Below are 18,198 nucleotides of genomic sequence, written 5' to 3'. Positions count from 1 at the left end.
GGGCGGCGACCATGATAAACTGCTGTCTAAAGTCTATCCGTCCGGCGGCTCTGAATGATGGTCTCGACACTCACCGCCGGCCGCGCTCCTGCGATTTTCTTTCGCCGATCAGACAGGGCACCCGAGGCTCTTTCTCAGCGGCTGGGACGATCCCGCTCTCTGGCGCGAGGCCCGCAACTTCGCGAACAAGCTTGGTCCGGATCGCTTCCTGGAATTTTTCGCGATCTTTGATCGTCATGATGAAGGCGCCCGGCCCCCCGATCACGCAGTCCTCGTAATAAAGATCGAGATTCTCGATATCGGTCGTCGAGAGCGATGGCTCTTTCACCATGATCGGGAGGCCGTTGATAATGATGCCTTTCTCCAGGGCAGCGTCACGCGCGCCGGTTACGGGCGCTCCATCGTTGTTCGGCCCATCGCCGGAAATATCGATGACGCGCCGCAACCCGCGATAGGGGCTCTCTTCGAACAGCTGCACCGCGAAATTAATCGCGCCGGAAATCGAGGTACTCGAACCTCGGCGAACCGGGGTTTTCATGATCTCGGCGGCTACTGCATCCGCCGATTCCGGGCCGTCGATCATGCGCCAGGGAACGATGATCTTCTCGTCGCCTGACATCGACCACTCGAAATAGGTCACGGCCACCTTGCTGCCCGGAACGGCCCTCAGTGCCTGAAGGAAGTCTTTCGAGACGATGGCCTGTGCATAGCCCTCGCGCTGAATGGCAAGTTCGTCCATATCCATCGAATAGGAGACGTCGACGGCGATAACGAGCTCGACATTGACGGGCTGTACACTGTGGTTGGCGTCGGCGAATCGAGAGTTCGGGGTCGGCGCGGCAATGCCAGCAACGTCACCTCCGACCATCGCCCCCGCAACAAGCACCGCCCCGACCGAGACACACCAGCGCATTGCGGCCCTCCCGTCGTTTCACGAGCATGGTGACACCCAAAACACGCTCCGAAAAGCGGAAACAGCAATTGTCGTCCTCGTTCGCAGCGGTCGAGGCTTCTCAGGACGATGAGTAGAAGCCCGGAACTGCCTCGTGCTTCCGGATCGCGCCAACCCCAAAGGCTTTGCCTGTCCGGACACCGATGAGCTTTCCTAGATTCCAGTTAGCAAGATGACTGAGCAGGATCTCGACGCCCTCGTTGCCTGGTTGCGCACCATTCCGTCGATCGAATAGAGGTGAAGCTGTTGGCGCAAAGCGGATCGAGGTGGTCTGGTGAGCGGTGCGAGCTATCACCTCACAAGCCAACCACGGTTTTCCTGATCATTGACCGGGATCGGAAGCAAAGGCGCGAATGTGGCGACGACCCTTACTTCCGGAGTGTTTGCGTTGTGATCGGCGTTTTGTACCGCTATCGACTTTTGCCGCCTGGGAAGATCAGTGGAGATTCTGAGGGAGGTTTTACGGACCGGATTCGCGCGTCCCCGCAGCATCGTCTGCTTCGGAGTCCGGTGGCGCATCACCTCGGGACGCATTGACAGCGGCAGTACCCGATAGCAAGCTCGTTCAGCCTTTTGTGCCTGAATCGACCGCGACCAAGAATTCACCTGGAGTTCCAACAGTGGACAGATCAATTCTGCTCGCCGCCGTCTGCGCTTCGGCGCTTGTGTTTGCTTCGGCTGCTTCCGCCAAAACCCTGGTTTTCTGCTCGGAAGGCAGTCCGGAAAACTTCTATCCAGGCGTCAACACCACCGGCACGTCGTTCGACGGCAATGAGCCGATCTACAATCGCATCGTCGAGTTCGAGCGCGGCGGCACTCAAGTGGTGCCGGCCCTCGCGGAAAAATGGACGATCTCGCCGGATGGCACCACCTATACCTTCAACCTGCGCAAGGGCGTGAAGTGGCATTCGACGTCCAGGTCGTTCAAGCCGACGCGCGACTTCAATGCCGACGACGTCATATTTTCGATCGAGCGGCAATGGAAGGAGGACAATCCGTACTTCAAGGTGACGAGTCCGAACCATTCGTATTTCGGCGATATGGGGATGCCGAAATTGTTGAAGTCGGTAGAGAAGGTCGACGACTTCACCATCAAGGTGACGCTCAATCAGCCGGAAGCACCATTTCTCGCCGACCTCGCGATGCCTTTCGCGGCCATCCAGTCGAAGGAATATGCGGATGCAATGCTGAAGGCCGGCACGCCCGAGAAGATCGACCAGGATCCAATCGGCACCGGACCATTCTATCTGGTGCAGTATCAGAAGGACGCCGTGATCCGGTACAAGGCGTTCCCTGGATATTGGGGCGGAAAGGCGAAGATCGACGACCTCGTCTACGCGATCACGCCGGATGCATCCGTTCGCTGGGCTAAGCTCCAGAAGGGCGAATGCGACGTGATGCCTTATCCGAACCCGGCCGACATCGACGCGATCAAAAAGGATCCGAACGCCACGGTGCTGGAACAGCCGGGCCTGAACGTTGGCTATCTGGCCTTCAATACTCAGAAGAAGCCGTTTGACGACGTGCGCGTGCGCAAGGCCATTAGCATGGCGATCGACAAGAAGGCGATCATCGACGCCGTCTATCTGTCGACCGGCATCGCGGCCAAAAATCCCATCCCGCCCTCGATGTGGTCGTATAACGACGACGTCAAGGATGATCCCTATGATCCGGCGGCCGCCAAGAAGCTTCTGGCCGATGCAGGATTTCCCAATGGTTTCGAAACTGATCTGTGGGCCATGCCGGTGCAGCGCCCCTACAATCCGAACGCCAGGCGCATAGCGGAGTTGATGCAGGCCGACCTCGCCAAGATCGGCGTCAAGGCCGAAATCAAGTCCTTTGAATGGGGCGAATACCGCAAGCGGATGCAGGCCGGCGAGCACCAGATGGGTATGCTGGGCTGGACCGGCGACAACGGCGATCCTGACAACTTCCTGCACACACTGCTGGGCTGCGACTCGGCGCAATCGGCATCTGGCTCGAATATCGCCAAGTTCTGCTACAAGCCGTTCGACGATCTGGTCGTGAAGGCCAAGGCCGTCAGCGATCAGGCCGAGCGGGCCAGGTTGTATGCGCAGGCCCAGGTGATCTTCAAGGAACAGGCTCCGTGGTTCACTATCGCGCACGCGGTGCAGTTGAAGCCCGTCAGTAAGAGGGTTGTCGACTTCAAGCTGTCGCCGTTCGGACGCCACAACTTCTATGGCGTCGACGTCAAGGAGTAGAAGACCAGAGCGGGGGGGCCTTCGCCGTTCCACCGCTTTTCTTGCCCTTCTCCTTCCTTCGAGATGACTGAGGACGGCATGCTCCGGTTCGCTCTTACCCGGCTGAGTCTCGTGGTTCCGACCTTCATCGGGATCACGTTGCTTGTGTTCGTGCTGATCCGCTTGATCCCCGGCGACCCCATCGAGACCATGGCGGGCGAACACGGCATCGATCCGGCCCGGCTCGCGCAATTGCGCGCTGACTACGGCTTCGATCGGCCCGTGCTGGTGCAGTACGGCCTCTATCTATCACGGATGGCCCATGGCGACCTCGGCCGCTCGATCGTCACCCATGAGCCGGTGATCTCTGAATTTCGGATGCTGTTTCCGGCTACGATCGAGCTGTCTGTTTGCGCGATCCTGTTTGCATTGTGCCTCGGATTGCCGGCCGGCATCATCGCCGCGGTTCGCCGCAACTCCATCTTCGATCATGGCGTGATGGGGATATCGCTCACCGGGTATTCGATGCCGATTTTCTGGTGGGGATTGCTGTTGATCCTGCTTTTCTCGGTGCAGCTCGGATGGACTCCCGTGTCGGGCCGGATCGCAGTGCAGTACTTTGTCGAACCAGTGACCGGTTTCCTGCTGATCGATACGCTGCTGGACGGCGATTTCGGCGCGTTTCGTTCGGCCTTGTCACATCTCGTGCTGCCGACGATCGTGCTCGGCACCGTGCCGCTCGCCGTGATAGCTCGCATGACGCGGTCCGCCATGCTGGAGGTTCTGGGCGAAGATTACATCCGTACCGCCCGCGCCAAGGGGCTGCCGCGTTTCCGGGTGATCGCGATCCATGCGCTGCGCAATGCACTGATTCCGGTGGTGACGGTAATCGGGCTGCAGGTCGGTGTCCTGTTTACGGGCGCGATCCTCACGGAGACCATCTTCTCATGGCCCGGCGTGGGCAAATGGCTGATCGAGGGTATCAACCGCCGCGACTATCCGGTGTTGCAGGGCGGCACGCTGTTGATCGGCGCGATCGTCATGATCGTCAATCTGCTGGTCGACGTCACCTACGGGCTGATCAATCCCCGCATCCGGTACACGAGATGACCGCTGAAGCGCTCGAAAATCCCGTCGTCGCAGCCGGCGCTCCGCCGCATCCGCTGTTGGAATTCTGGTTCGATTTCAAGACAAATTTCGGCGCCGTGGCGGGTCTCGCCGTGATCGTGGTTCTGATCCTTCTTGCGCTGTTCGCCGATTTCGTTGCGCCGCATTCTCCGATCGTCACCAACAATGCGGCCTTTCTGAAACCTCCGTTCTGGCAGCAGGGTGGATCGATCGCCTATCCGCTCGGCACCGACGCGATCGGCCGCGATATTCTTTCCCGTCTTATTCACGGAGCAAGGCTTTCGCTTCTGATCGGAATCGCGGTGGTGACGCTGTCGGTCGTCGCCGGGACGATCCTTGGGCTGGTCGCGGGTTTTTTTCGCGGCGTCATCGAGATCGCGATCATGCGGCTGATGGACATCACGTTGACGCTGCCAAGCCTCTTGCTCGCGATCGTGATCGTCGCGATCCTTGAGCCCGGCCTGATGAATGCCATGCTTGCGGTCGCGATCGTGCTCCTGCCGCACTATGTGCGGATCGCGCGCGCTGCCGTGATCAGCGAAGTCTCGAAAGATTACATCACCGCGGCCAAAGTCGCTGGCGCCGGACGGCTCCGCTTAATGTTCAAGGAGGTGTTGCCGAACTGCATCGCGCCGCTGATTGTCCAGGCGACGCTCGGCATCTCGACGGCGATCCTGGACGCGGCCGCGCTCGGCTTTCTCGGTCTGGGCGCGCAGCCGCCCTTGCCCGAATGGGGCACCATGCTAGCGGATGCGCGCGAATTTGTGCTGCGGGCCTGGTGGGTCGTCACGCTTCCAGGTCTGGCGATCCTTGTAACCGTGCTGGCCTTCAACCTTCTCGGCGACGGACTGCGTGACGCGCTCGATCCCAAGCTCAAGCGATAGCGCATGATCACTGTTGAAAGACGATCTGATGCCGCTCCTCGAGATTGAAAATCTATCGGTCGCGTTTCCATCGCAAAGTGGGATGGTGCGCGCTGTAGATGGCATCGACATCAAGCTGGAAAGAGGCGAGGTGCTGGGGATCGTCGGAGAATCCGGATCCGGCAAGAGTGTCACCATGTTGGCCGTGATGGGACTGGTACCATACCCGGGGCGCGTCGCGGCCGACAGGCTGCGGTTCGAGGGGCGGGATCTGCTGACCTTGACCGATCGCGAGCGCCGCGCGCTCACCGGCAAGGACGTCGCGATGATCTTCCAGGAGCCGACGACATCGCTCAATCCGTCCTTCACGATAGGCTATCAGCTGGCCGAGACATTACACATCCACGAAGGGATGGATCGCAAGGCCGCGCGGCGGCGCGTGGTCGAACTCCTCGAGCAAGTCGGCATTCCGTCTCCCGAGAAGCGGCTGTCGGCCTATCCGCACCAACTCTCGGGCGGCATGAACCAGCGCGTCATGATCGCGATGGCGATCGCCTGCAATCCGAAGCTCCTGATCGCCGACGAGCCGACGACAGCGCTCGATGTCACCATCCAGGCGCAGATCCTCGATCTTCTGCTGTCCCTGCAACGCGATCGCGGCATGGCGCTGATCCTCATCACGCACAACATGGGCGTAGTCTCGGACACGACCGAGCGCGTCGCCGTGATGTATGCGGGGCAGATCATGGAGCAGCGCCCGACACAAGGCCTGTTCGCGTCGCCGCAGCATCCTTACACGGCCGCTTTGCTGGCGGCGCGCCCGGAGGCGAGCGATGGCGGACGGCTCGCTACCATTCCGGGCGTTGTGCCCGGGGTTTACGATCGGCCGCGGGGGTGCCTGTTCAATCCACGTTGCACCTATGCAACGCCGCTGGCCGACAAGGCGCGTCCCGACCTGCGCCCCTGGATGGACGGCCTGATCCGTTGTCATTATCCGCTCGGCGATCCGACACGGGATGAGCGCATCGCGGCCGATCGGGCCGACGCCGGCGGGGCAGCGATCCTCAAGCGCGAGATCGTGTCATGACAGCGCTTGTCACTGCCACCGATCTCAAGCGCAGTTACGAGATGAAGCAGGGCTGGTTCCGCCCCCGCGCGCATCTGCAGGCCGTGGGCGGAGTATCGTTCGCGCTCGAGGCCGGCAAGACGCTGGCGATCGTCGGCGAGTCCGGTTGCGGCAAGTCGACGCTCGCAAGGCTCGTGACGCTCATCGAGAAGCCGAGCGCCGGCACACTGATGCTCGATGGGGTGGATGCTATCAATCTCTCGGCCAGCGCCGCAAAGACGTTGCGCCGGGCCGTGCAGATCGTGTTTCAAAACCCCTATGGGTCGCTCAACCCGCGTAAGCGCGTCGGCGCGATCTTGGAAGAGCCGCTGATCATCAACACCAGGCTTTCGAAGCAGGAGCGGCGGGCGCAGGCGCTCGACATGATGGCGAGGGTAGGGCTGCGGCCGGAGCAATACGGCCGCTATCCGCACATGTTCTCGGGCGGCCAGCGCCAGCGCATCGCGATCGCGCGCGCCTTGATGTTGCGGCCGAAGTTGCTGGTTGCGGACGAGCCGGTCTCCGCGCTCGACATGTCGGTGCAGGCGCAGGTCATTAACCTCCTGGTCGATCTCCAGCGCGAACTAGGGCTGGCCTATCTTTTCATCTCGCACGATCTCGGCGTGGTGCGTCACATCGCAGATGACGTGATGATCATGTATCTGGGAATCGCAGTCGAGCACGGAGCGAAAGAGCGCATCTTTGCGCGGCCGCTGCACCCCTATGCTCAGGCCTTGCTCGACGCGACGCCGGGCCTTGGCCGCAAACGCCAGCGTGTCGTGCCGAAGGGCGAGGTGCCTTCGCCGCTCGAACCACCAAAGGGCTGCGTCTTCTCGACCCGCTGTCCCCATGCGACCGACCTCTGCCGCTCGCAGCGTCCACCCTTGCGCCCGCTTGACGGCCGCCTCGTCGCCTGCCATTACGCCGAGCGCTTCCTGGAAGCTCACGCGGCTTAACGATCGGTCCGCAAAGGCATCTCACCAAACGGTGGTCGGTATTAGATTCGTTGCACGAAATACCTAGACTCGTAGGTGCTGCCGACTCTGACTGGAAGCGATGCGGGCCAAGCTTGAGCAGCCTCGGTCTTCTCCGCCTAAGTTGCAACACCGGTGCGCCAAAGCGGCGGTCCGGGAACTTTCGTGCCCGCGGGTGGTGTTACTGCGCCAGCAAACTGAATACGACAATTAGTGCCACCAGGCTCGCGAAAACCAGCAGCGTCAGGAAGGACTTTCGGGTCATCGGCCTCGTCGAGTGACGCGCAGCCGATAGGCCAGGCCGCTGTTTAGTCGGTCTCTGGGACCCCACGACTTTGCCCTCTGTCGTTGGCGTCCGAGCCTTTGGTTCGGGCGCCGTACCTACGCCTCCCATTGCGCTGTAATATGCGCTGTAGACCTCGCGAATAGCCAGCGCCGTGGACTCGGCCTCGCTCATCGTCTCGAGTCGGGTTCGATAGCTGGTCAGAAAGCTCTGGGCATTTGACGGCAGGTCATCGAAACCACCGAGCTTGGCCATCATGAGCCAAGTGGCGAAATCCGCCTCAGCCTTGGTTCGGGCTTTCTTGGCGATACTGGCGTTGGAGCTGGAGGACATGGTGGTCCGGTTGGTTCGCCCACCCAAGTTCGCCGGCGTTCATGGCTATCGTTGGACGGTTCGATTAGCTATTTCGGCTGACGGCAGGCGTCGCGCCCGGCGCACTGGCGCGCGAGGATTTGCCCTTGCCGCCGAAGGCCTCAAGCCAGCGCTGGACCAAATTAACGGGCGTGCCGGCCGGCCGATCTGCTCCTTTGTAAGATGTGTATCTTGAGCGGTCCAAAAAAGAGCTCGCTCCCAAACCCGGCATTAAACGGCTCGTGTCTGCAGCAAGGATGAGGCCGAACTGGGATGTCGTCCGCCTTCGATGCCGCTATCGGGGGCAACCCAGACGCAGCGTGGACATACCCAAGACGACGCAGATGCTTCTTGGCCAGCGCGGAGGCAAGGCGTTCGACGAGGATTTATGAGTCGCTGAATCAGATTTCGCAGTCGGCTGAATTCAAAGCCTTGCGCAAGCCACCAAACGCGTTGAGCCGACAGGGCTCGGTATCGCTGGCGGCCTTTGAACGCTGCAAAATGGCAGTTCGCCTGACAGCGGTTGCCCTTGGCTTCGACTTGGGTCGTGCAGCGGTTGCGACCTTCTTCGATTCTGGATTGTGCCGCCGACGGGCGACCGGCCTCGGAGGCTCCGAAGAACGGATACCGAGGTCATTCGGCGGGGCAATGCGTTCATCGACCAAAGCAGCCTGTGCTGGCACCTCGGCGTTCACAGCGGCAACTTCAAGGCGATCAGCTTTTGCCAACGCACTATGGGAATCGGAAATGTCTATGGCTGGCATAGCAATGGGCTGGACGACCGCTACTGCGCTCCGCGGTGGAGTTCTGAGCTCCATTGCTGACAGTACTCCTACACCCAGCAGGATAAGGAGGCCCAACGACGCCATTCTCAGCATGATGCGCCTCTAACCTGAGTTAGTGCCGGTGAAAAGTCTCCGTACCAATGAGGCAACTTGTCGGCGGCTGCCGACCCACGTACGGACTATTTGCCGACAGGGTTAACGTCGGCGGTGCTCCCAACGCGTACGGAGACCGCGGCTGCCATGTCGGTTTCCGGGAGTAGTCGGGACGTGGTTCGGGTCTTGGCAGAAGCTCCGTAGTGCCCCGAAGCCGCATGGCTGCTTTCGGTCCCGTTAGCGAGGCAGGAACCTCGTCCATAATGGTTTGATAGCGGGAGGAATAGGTAGGTGGGGACTCGGCCTATCAGGGACGTCCGATCGCGCGATGGACGGACGGTGATCGTCGTTTGCGCCGTCTTTGATCTAGATCAAGACTTGCGTTCGTTCGCGGCAAAGACTGAGCGATGACCCTCAGAGATCCGTCCGCGTCACTAGTATAAAGCGTCCGATACTCGCGCCCTACCAGATCGCAAAACCGGAATGCCGAAATTCACAAGCCGATCCGTCGTCCTGGCCGCGGCAATCATCGCCGTACTGAATACAAACACCCCGCCCGGGAACGCTCAGACGTTGAAGGCCATCCAAGAGCGCGGCACGCTCAATTGCGGCGTCGGGCAGGGATTGCTGGGCTTTTCGAGCCAGGACGACCAGAACAATTGGACTGGCCTGGATGTCGATATCTGCCGGGCAATCGCAGCTTCAGTCATTGGCGACCCGGCCAAGGTAACGTTCACGCCACTCGACGCTGCGACCCGCTTCCCTGCGCTGCAGTCGGGCAAGATCGACGTGCTGTCGCGCAATTCGACCTGGACGATGTCGCGCGAAACGTCGCTCGGTCTGATGTTCGCTGGCGTTGCCTACTACGACGGACAGGGCTTTCTGGTGCGTCGGGAGAGCGGTGTCGATACAGCCCTTCAGCTTAGCGGTAAGACGGTTTGCACGCAGACCGGCACAACGAGCGAACTCAACCTCGTGGACTATTTCCGTGCCAACGATATGTCGCTCAAAACCCTGGCTGTTGGTACTGCGGAAGAAAGTCGGAAAGCTTACGAAGACCGCAAATGCGACGTGCTGACTAGCGACGTTTCGCAGCTGTATGCCGAGCGGCTCAAGCTCGCGACACCCGACAGCCACGTTATCCTACCGGAAGTAATTTCGAAGGAGCCGCTGGGACCGGCCGTGCGGCAGGGTGACGACCAGTGGTTCAACTTGGTCAAGTGGACGCTTTATGCGTTGATCAACGCCGAGGAACTCGGCGTCAAGTCGGCAAATATCGACGACGCGTTGAAATCTTCTGATCCTAATGTCCGACGCCTAGTCGGAATTGAGGGTGAATTTGGCCAGCAACTAGGCCTTTCGAACGACTGGGCCGTGCGCGCCCTTCGCGCGACAGGCAACTACGGAGAAATTTATGAGAGAAACGTTGGGACTCAGTCCCCGCTCAGCATCCCGCGCGGGCTGAATGCACTTTGGACGAAGGGCGGCATCCAGTACGCGCCTCCGGTTAGATAGTTTCAGAGGCTACCCCATGGACGTGGACTATTACTCGTTGCTGACCAAGGCGGTGGAAGGCAAGGATGCTGCGGCGCGCGACGAGATCTACAGGGATGCCTACGGCCTCATTAGGAAATCGCGGCTGACGCGCGAGGCTGCTGCATCGCACGCGGCTGCACTTGAGGACGCCATCCGGCGGATTGAGGACCAGTTCGTCGCCGACGGAGCGAAGTCTGCGGCTGAAATCAACGAGGTGTTATCGACGAACAGAAGCTGGAAGCCGATAGCCTACGGCACCGCCGCTCTCGTCGTCGTCATCGCCGCGGCAGCCTTGTTGTATGGATATGTCCCAAGCAAGGTCCCTGGCGTGGCCAGAACCGGAGTGACGGCATCATCGAAGGTGGCGCGCGTGGGCGACGACGTCGTCGTGACCGACCTGAAGCCCGGCGTCGATGGCGGCTCGACGGGCGAAGGTCTTCCGTTTGCTCTTCAGCGGCAAGTGGTCTTCTATCGAACCACTGTCGTTCCAGGTTCGATCGTGATCGACCGCGAAAACCGCTTCCTTTATCTGATCGATTCGAACAACTCGGCGCGCCGCTACGGCATCGGAGTCGCGCAGGAATGTCTCAGGGGAGGCAGTTTCTTCCATATCATCCACAAGATGGAATGGCCTGACTGGAGGACTTCAGGCGCGAGCACAGACGCGCCGCTTGCGTCGGCCGGCCAACCCGGCAGTCCGCTGGGGGCACGTGCCCTGTTGCTCGACAAACCTGGCCTGCTCATCCACGGCACGAATTCGCCGAAAACCATTGGCCATCTCGTCGCTTCCGGATGCATCCGGCTGGTTAACGACGATGTCGAGGACCTATACAGACGCGTTTCTCTGGAGACGCGAGTAGTGTTCGTCAGCTAGACTTGAGAATTTCGGAAGCTCCGCGAATTCCCTCCCGCTAGGCTTTCATCCTTTTGATCGCTGGCACATTGGTTGGCACAGGAACAGGCCTGGCAAAGCGATGGTCTGCTTTCAAGGTCTGAGCAGACTGCCATCGATAACATATCTCGCTTCCGTTTCCTGATCCTTTGAATTCAGTTGAGACACACGCGCAGCAGGTGGCAGAGAGCTTTTTGGCTTGCCTAGACGCATTCTGACCGCCAATTTGTAGGCGCATCTTCTTGGCGCGAGTTGCCAAGGGAGTATGAATGTCATCAAGATTGCCATATCGGCGCGCAACGCCCGTCGTGTCCTTCACTGTCGCGCAAGCGGCGGAGGCGCCGGACACTTAAAACTGCGATCAATAATGTTGCGTCTAAAACCGCAATCAATAATGTTGCGTCGAAGGAGCCGCATTCGGGACGCCGTCGACTGACGGGTTACGTCCGAAAAATTTCACTGATTCTTCAGCGTGCGAAGATTGATCACGTGCTTTCCCTGTCTCTGCCCAGAATCGCTTTGAACCCAAGTTTGACCAGTGCATTCACCAACGGGGGTGTGCATGCCTCACGATCCAAGGATTATCCGCGACGAGAGTAAGATCGAGCAACTTCGGGGTTCTATCCCGACTTGGATCAAGCGCCTGGAGCGACCGAAGACGCCGTGCATCGCGCCAGCGTTCGGGCCGTTGGAGGGCATCCGCGCGGTCGGCACTGGGCAGTTGATCGCTCAACCCTATATTGGCACCAAGCTCGCGGAGTTCGGCGCTGAAGTTATCCACATCGAGAAGCCGGGAGGCGACGTGTTTCGCTTTACCGCGCCGCAATTGCAGCGGGGGCCGCGCCCCCACGGCGGTGACGAGGCCGAAGTCACGAAGAACAAATTGTCGCTAGGGCTCGACTTCAAAAAGGCGCGCGGCATAGAGCTCTTAATGGCGCTATGGAAGATTTCCGACGTATGGATGGAATCCTCGGCACCTGGCACATGCGAACGCAACAGTATCACCAACGAGTTGGCGCTCGCGGTAAACCCGAGCCTCGTGATCGTGCGGGTCAGCACCTATGGTCAGTACGGAAAGCAAGACTATCTCGGGCGACCGGGTTATGACGCGATTGCGCAAGCCTATGGCGGCATGATGAACTTGACGGGTGACCCCGCCGGTCCGCCGCAGCGTGCGAAGTCCTATACCGGCGACTATGTGACCGCGCTCACCGGCTGGGCGGCGACGATGATGGCGCTCTGGGAGGTCAAGAAAACCGGGCGAGGTCAAGTCATCGATCTCGCGCAGTATGAAGCGGTGGCGCAGACCAACGGCAACACGCTGCCGATTTTTACCGGTGAGGGTACGGTCTACGGGCATACTGGCAACCGGCCGGCGGGTTTTCAACCCTACGACACTTTCAAATGCAGCGACGGCTGGGTCTTTATCGGGGCGCTCGGCGGTGCGATCTACAAGCGCGTGCCCAAATTCCTCGGTCTTGACCCGGTCGAATACAGCTACGACGAATGCTCGAAGGATGCTGCGGCGGTGAACTCCGAGAAGGGGCGCGAGGTCGACCGACGGCTGCGCGACTATTGTGCCGCACACACGGCGCTTGAGGTGGAGACCGCGCTGAACGCAGCCCAGATAGGTTGCGCTCGCGTGTTCAACGTACGCGACCAATACAGCGACGAGCACTACGCGGCTCGCGATATGACTGTGCCGGTGCTCGACCGGCAGTCGGGCGTGCCGATCCGAGTCTTCGGCGTCGTACCGAAGATGTCGCTGACACCAGGGCGTATTTGGCGCGGCGCGCCGTCGATCGGCGACGATACGACCGATATTCTGTCGATTATGCTGGGCCTATCGCACGCGGAGATCGATGGATTGTATGCCGACGGGGTAGTGCACCGCACAGATCCATTCACTGAGCCGCAGGTTGCTCCGGCCAATCCGTAGCAACGTGAAGCCTTGGGCGAAGCCTGGTGCCATTCTATGCCGTTCGCGTAGTCCGGTTCGGCATTCCTCCAGCCGCGAGGATCTCCGCGCTCAAGACCTCGATCGTCGTGCGATGTCGCATTGCCGTCTGCCGAATGAGCGCGAACGCCTCCGTCTCGGACATGTCGTGACCGCGCATGACCTGCAGAACGGCAGCGAACACAACCCGCCGGGACCTGATGCGATCCTCCAGCTTTTCGATGTGCGCGACTTGCTCCAGTCTTCGCTGCGCTGAATCGAACGCGATTACCAGGGCGGTGTAAAGCCCGGCAGAGCGGAGCGGCTTGACGAGAAAAGAGGCTGGTCGCAGATCGAGCAGCCACTTCAATCGACTGGGCGTTTCCGTTCCGATCAGCGCTATGATCGGGACGCTGCCCTTCCACAGGGTGGCGTGGTCAGACTTGATGGGAATGCTGTCTGCATCCAACAGGATGACGTCGAAAGGCTGGATTGGCGGCGGCTCGGCCGGATCATGCTCGGAAATGGTCATGCCGAGGCGGCTGAGCTGGCGACGCACGATCGGGATTTCGCGCTCATCTTTCATCACCATGAGAGCGCGACGGCCGCGGACGGAAAAGGGGGATGGTCTGGTCATTTCACGATACGCAAATGGTTCGAACGCTTGGCTATCGCATCATTGCTCTTTCCCGACCTCCTGCCGAACGCGCTCAGGTCCAGGTTAGAAAGATACGGATCCGGACGTTCAGGCGCATCGGCTTCCCAGAAGATACTGAACTGACATCCAGGCATTGAGCGTGCCAGCCTTGGCGTGAGAAAGCAGTGATTGTTGTCGGGATCCACCCAAACCGGACCCTGCGGGGAATCGTAGCGATGATTTGCCGCGGCGCGCCGCACGGCGCCGACCTCCGCCGAACCCGCGCGGCGGATGGCGCGGGCAAGCAGCATGACGCAGACATAAGTGGACTGTCCATCGACCGAGAGGCTGCTGTCTTCGCCATGACGAGCCTTCCATCGCGCCACAAAGCTGCAATTTTCGGCGCCCTCGATGCTCTCGAAATATGCTGATGAGGTAATGCACCCGACCGAGGCCGCTGATCCGATCAGCTTGAGTTCGGGCTCGCACAGGCTGCAGCTCAGCATCGGGATCGAGAGGCCGGCACGCGTCGCCGCCGCATGGAGGACACGCATGAACGCGTAGCTGGATTCACCGACCAGCGTATTGAACACGACGGGCGGTCTTCGGTCGATGATCTCCGTGACGATGTGGTCCACTGCGATCTCGCCGAGTTCGAGCAGGCGTTCGGCAAGGATGCGGCCGCCGGCGCTGGTCACGATTTCGCGGATGACGCGGTTCATTTCCCAGGTCCAGATATAGTTCGACCCGATGCAGAATACGTCGGCGGAGATGTGGTCGAGCATGTGGCGCACCAGCGGCACGACATGCTGGTTGGGCGCGGCGCCGACATAGATGACGTTGTCGCTGCTTTCGAATCCTTCGTAGCGGGCCGGATGCCAGAGCAGCCGCTCGGTCCGTTCGACGATCGGAATTACCTGCTTGCGTGAGGCCGATGTGTAACAACCGACGATATGCCCGACATGCTCCTCATGAATGAGATCGGCGCACGCAGTGTGATACTCGGCGACGACTCCGCAGGGATCGCGGAGGTGCGGCGTGAACGTGAAATCGAAGGCGTCGCTCTGGTTGATCTCGTCGACCGCCATCATTGCGCTTTTGCGCATTTCGCCCGCCATCATGGCATAGGGTCCCGACTGGGAGAATACGAGGCCGAGAGGGATGGACGGCTTGCTCATGGAGAAACCAGGGCGCTGTTCGGCAACAATCTCGTCGCAAGAAACTAGGCCTTGCTTCCTTGCATCGTCAATCAGCACTGCACGCCATTGATGCGACCAGCATAAAAAACGTGCTGGCCTCGCATTGACAAGGCCAGCGGCGCTAAGACACAATGACTGCTACGTGAATGCGTGCATTGCGAAAGAGTTCTCGCGCAGCCGATGACGTCTGAGTGACGACTCCAAGTTTCGATCTGCACCGTAACCTACGCGACCATTGATAGCATCGGCACTGTTGCCATTCGAGGCCCTTCTCGGGCCGCGGGTGGCTTTTTTCATTTTGTCTCCCCGACCCGAAGGGTGGAGTATGGCCGTTCGCCTTCCGACGCTGGAGCAGATCGAGGATCTCGGCGCCGACTTTGGCCTCGTCCTCACCACTGACGAGATCACTGCATTTCAGCAGGCTTTCAAGGGACCGTTGGCTTCCTATGGCCGGCTGGACGAGCTGGTGCCTCCGGCGCTGGCGCCGATTGCGCCGCGCTCGCCGGGCTATCGGCCTGCGGCGTCTGAAAATCCTTACGGCGCCTGGTATTGGAAGACGAACATCCGTACCGGCGCAGAGGGGTTGTTGAGCGGCAAAAAGATCGCGATCAAGGACAATATCTGCGTCGCCGGCGTGCCGATGATGAACGGCTCGGCGTTGCTCGAAGGCTATGTTCCCGAACTCGACGCCACGGTCGTGACGCGGATTCTCGACGCCGGTGGCACGATCGCCGGCAAGGCTGCGTGCGAGGATCTCTGCTTTTCAGGCGCGAGCCATACCTGCGCCGGCGGCGTGATCCGTAACCCGCACAATCCTGCGCACAGCGCCGGCGGCTCCTCTGGCGGCAGTGCCGCGCTGGTGGCATCGGGTGAGGTGCCGATGGCGCTCGGCGGCGACCAGGGCGGTTCGATCAGGACGCCGTCAAGCTGGTGCGGCGTTTACGGTCTGAAGCCGACCTGGGGCCTGGTGCCGACCACCGGCTCGATGCCGATCAGCTACTCGGTGGATCATTGCGGCCCGATGTGCGCTTCGGTCGAAGACGTCGCTCGCCTGCTGACGGTCATCGCCGGTCATGACGGCTGGGATACACGGACCATTGCCGCGCGCACCGGCGACTATATGGCGGCGCTCGGCAATCCCGCGAGGGGGCTGCGCATCGGCGTCCTGCGCGAGGGGTTTGGCCATTCCGAGAGCGATCCGGCGGTCAACGAGAAGGTGCGACAAACCATTGCGGCGCTAGGCAAAGCCGGCATCGCAAGCGAAGAAGTCTCCGTGCCCTGGCATCTCGATGGACCGCATGTCTGGAGCGGCGTCATTCTGGAAGGCGCCGCCGAGATGATGCTGAAGGGTTACGGCGTCGGCAACAACGTCCAGGGCTATTATCCGGTCTCGATGCAGGAGGCGCTTGCGCGCGGCATGGGAACACGGATCAATGACGTGTCGCCGACGGTGAAGCTGGTGCTGATGCTCGGCGAATATATGCACCGCCACTATCACGGGCGCTATCATTCCAAGGCGCAAAATCTCCGGCCTTTGCTGCATCGGGCCTACGATGACGCGCTGCAAAAATTCGACGCCCTGGCGATGCCGACGATTCCATTTACTGCGACGCCGATCCCGCCGCCCGATGCGCCGCTCAACACCGTGATCGACGTCGCCCTCAACATGCAGGCCAACACCTGCTCGTTCGACGTTTCCGGACATCCTGCCTTCACCGTGCCATGCGGCCGCGTCAATGGTTTGCCGGTCGGCCTGATGCTGGTCGGGCGCCACTTCGAGGAAGCGACGCTGATACGGCTGGCGCGGGCGATCGAAGCCGCCGGAGAGTGGAAATTAAACTGAACCAGGCAAATCCGGCGTTGGCGTGCTTGCATGCCGATTGCCTCCGAGGATTGCGCAATGATCGACGAAACCTGGCTGGAGACCTCCATCATGGCAAAGCGCGGCCTCGCCAAGGGCCGGGCGGGACGACGCCACGAGCTCACGATCGAAAAGCAGGGGCCTTTCCATTACGTTTACGGTCCTTACGCAAAGCCGGCGCTGACGATCGATCCCGGCGATGTCGTCGCCGTCGAGACCGAAGATGCCTTTGGCGGCGTCATCACCAGCGAGAAGGACAGTCCGACCGCAAAGCTGCGGTTTCCCTTCCTCAATCCTCAATGCGGCCCGATTGCCGTCAACGGCATCGGGAAGGGCGATTGCCTGGCCGTGCATATTCATGCGGTGGAGACCCGCGGCGCGCAGCCGGCCGGCAAGACCTGCATCATTCCGGAATTTGGCGGCCTTGTCGGAACTGCCTCAACCGCATTGCTCAATCCGCCCTTGCCGGAGCGGGTAAGGGTCATGCACGTCGACAAGGACGGCGTGCGCTGGAGCGACAAGATCACGCTGCCCTATCAACCGTTCATCGGCACCATCGGGATATCGCCCGAGATCGAGGCAATCTCGTCGCTGCAGCCGGACTATCACGGCGGCAATATGGACCTGCCCGATGTCGCTCCGGGCGTTATCCTGTACTTCCCGGTGCATGTCAAAGGTGGTCTTCTCTATGTCGGCGATTGCCACGCCACCCAGGGAGACGGCGAATTGTCGGGCGTCGCGATCGAGCAGCGCGCCACCGTCACGATGCAGATCGACGTCATCAAGGACTGGAGCTTTGCGTGGCCGCGGCTCGAGACCCGGGAGTTCCTCATGACCATCGGCAGCGCCCGACCGCTCGAGGATGCGGCGCGCATCGCCTATCGCGAGTTGGTTCGCTGGATGAGCGCCGACTACGGCTTCGACGAGATCGACGCCTACATGCTGCTCAGCCAGGCCGGACGCATCCGGCTCGGCAACATGGTCGACCCGAAATACACGATGGGGGCCTCAATTCTGAAAAGATACCTGACTTCATGAAACAGCGGCAACCGCGAGGAGGACTAGGGCTATGAGGTTCAATCGCAGAACGTTCTTGCAGGGTACGGCGGCCACCGCTGCCGCCGGGATGTTTTCCTCCAGCGCTTGGGCGGAAGATCCGATCAACGTCGCCAGCATTCACGATCTCTCCGGCGGCCTCGACATCTACGGCAAGCCGATGGTCGACGCGATGACTCTTGCCATCGAGGAGGCCAACGCAACGGGTGGTCTCTTGAGCCGGCCGCTCAAGCTGATCAACTACGACACCCAGTCGAACATGCAGCTCTACACGCAGTTCGCGCAGCAGGCGGCCCTGAAGGACAAGGTCGCGGTCGTCCATGGCGGCATCACCTCGGCCTCGCGC

The 18,198-nt window shown here is 60.7% G+C and carries 15 protein-coding genes; 11 read left to right on the top strand and 4 right to left on the bottom strand.

Features of this window, described 5'->3' with window-relative positions:
- Positions 1–70: 70 nt before the first annotated feature.
- Positions 71–913, bottom strand: coding sequence for a DUF1194 domain-containing protein (locus SO140_RS23140; RefSeq protein WP_449383867.1), 843 nt, complete (start codon positions 911–913; stop codon positions 71–73).
- Positions 914–1,572: 659 nt separating this feature from the next.
- Between SO140_RS23140 and SO140_RS23135 the strand changes: the two genes are divergently transcribed.
- The 5 genes from SO140_RS23135 (at position 1,573) to SO140_RS23115 (ending at position 7,205) form a co-directional block, all read left to right on the top strand.
- Complete coding sequence (locus tag SO140_RS23135; RefSeq protein WP_449383868.1) at positions 1,573–3,174, top strand: ABC transporter substrate-binding protein; 1,602 nt, start codon at positions 1,573–1,575, stop codon at positions 3,172–3,174.
- A gap of 78 nt (positions 3,175–3,252) precedes the next feature.
- Complete coding sequence (locus SO140_RS23130) at positions 3,253–4,263, top strand: ABC transporter permease subunit (protein WP_449383869.1); 1,011 nt, start codon at positions 3,253–3,255, stop codon at positions 4,261–4,263.
- The gene (locus SO140_RS23125) at positions 4,260–5,165 is read left to right on the top strand and encodes an ABC transporter permease subunit (protein WP_449383870.1); all 906 of its coding nucleotides are present in this window, start codon (positions 4,260–4,262) and stop codon (positions 5,163–5,165) included. Before SO140_RS23130 ends, SO140_RS23125 begins: the two co-directional genes overlap by 4 nt.
- A 28-nt stretch (positions 5,166–5,193) precedes the next feature.
- The gene (locus SO140_RS23120; protein WP_449383881.1) at positions 5,194–6,231 is read left to right on the top strand and encodes an ABC transporter ATP-binding protein; all 1,038 of its coding nucleotides are present in this window, start codon (positions 5,194–5,196) and stop codon (positions 6,229–6,231) included.
- A complete protein-coding gene (locus SO140_RS23115) occupies positions 6,228–7,205 on the top strand; it encodes a peptide ABC transporter ATP-binding protein (protein ID WP_449383871.1) in 978 nt (325 codons plus the stop codon). The genes SO140_RS23120 and SO140_RS23115 overlap by 4 nt, the downstream gene beginning before the upstream one ends.
- Positions 7,206–7,404: 199 nt before the next feature.
- Here the strand turns inward: SO140_RS23115 and SO140_RS23110 are convergent, their stop codons facing one another.
- Entirely contained in the window at positions 7,405–7,839 is a 435-nt protein-coding gene (locus tag SO140_RS23110) for a hypothetical protein (protein ID WP_449383872.1), read from the bottom strand.
- A gap of 1,379 nt (positions 7,840–9,218) precedes the next feature.
- Between SO140_RS23110 and SO140_RS23105 the strand changes: the two genes are divergently transcribed.
- From SO140_RS23105 to SO140_RS23095, 3 genes are all read left to right on the top strand, one after another.
- On the top strand, positions 9,219–10,250 hold the full coding sequence (locus SO140_RS23105; protein WP_449383873.1) for an amino acid ABC transporter substrate-binding protein: 1,032 nt from the start codon (positions 9,219–9,221) through the stop codon (positions 10,248–10,250).
- Positions 10,251–10,266: 16 nt separating this feature from the next.
- Positions 10,267–11,145, top strand: a complete 879-nt coding sequence (locus SO140_RS23100; protein WP_449383874.1) for a L,D-transpeptidase — start codon at positions 10,267–10,269, stop codon at positions 11,143–11,145.
- Between the two features lie 580 nt (positions 11,146–11,725).
- Positions 11,726–13,102, top strand: coding sequence for a CaiB/BaiF CoA transferase family protein (locus tag SO140_RS23095; RefSeq protein ID WP_449383875.1), 1,377 nt, complete (start codon positions 11,726–11,728; stop codon positions 13,100–13,102).
- 34 nt (positions 13,103–13,136) lie between these two features.
- On the opposite strand, the gene SO140_RS23090 is transcribed toward SO140_RS23095, so the two are convergent.
- Entirely contained in the window at positions 13,137–13,691 is a 555-nt protein-coding gene (locus SO140_RS23090; protein ID WP_498541077.1) for an ANTAR domain-containing response regulator, read from the bottom strand.
- Positions 13,692–13,732: 41 nt separating this feature from the next.
- Positions 13,733–14,914, bottom strand: a complete 1,182-nt coding sequence (locus tag SO140_RS23085) for a transporter substrate-binding domain-containing protein (RefSeq protein ID WP_449383877.1) — start codon at positions 14,912–14,914, stop codon at positions 13,733–13,735.
- Between the two features lie 346 nt (positions 14,915–15,260).
- Here SO140_RS23085 and SO140_RS23080 point away from each other — a divergent pair, with 346 nt between their 5' ends.
- The 3 genes from SO140_RS23080 to SO140_RS23070 all read left to right on the top strand — a co-directional run.
- Positions 15,261–16,778 carry an amidase gene (locus SO140_RS23080; protein WP_449383878.1) on the top strand — a complete coding sequence of 506 codons (1,518 nt, stop codon included), beginning with the start codon at positions 15,261–15,263 and terminating at the stop codon, positions 16,776–16,778.
- 57 nt (positions 16,779–16,835) lie between these two features.
- Complete coding sequence (locus tag SO140_RS23075; protein ID WP_449383879.1) at positions 16,836–17,834, top strand: acetamidase/formamidase family protein; 999 nt, start codon at positions 16,836–16,838, stop codon at positions 17,832–17,834.
- Positions 17,835–17,865: 31 nt separating this feature from the next.
- Positions 17,866–18,198, top strand: a 333-nt coding sequence (locus SO140_RS23070) for a transporter substrate-binding protein (RefSeq protein WP_498543169.1), incomplete at its 3' end; no start/stop codon positions are given.

The sequence above is a fragment of the Bradyrhizobium sp. UFLA05-108 genome (genome assembly GCF_059803455.1).
The sequence above is the reverse complement of the archived record's forward strand: the minus strand, read 5'-3'. Positions and strand labels throughout refer to the sequence as shown.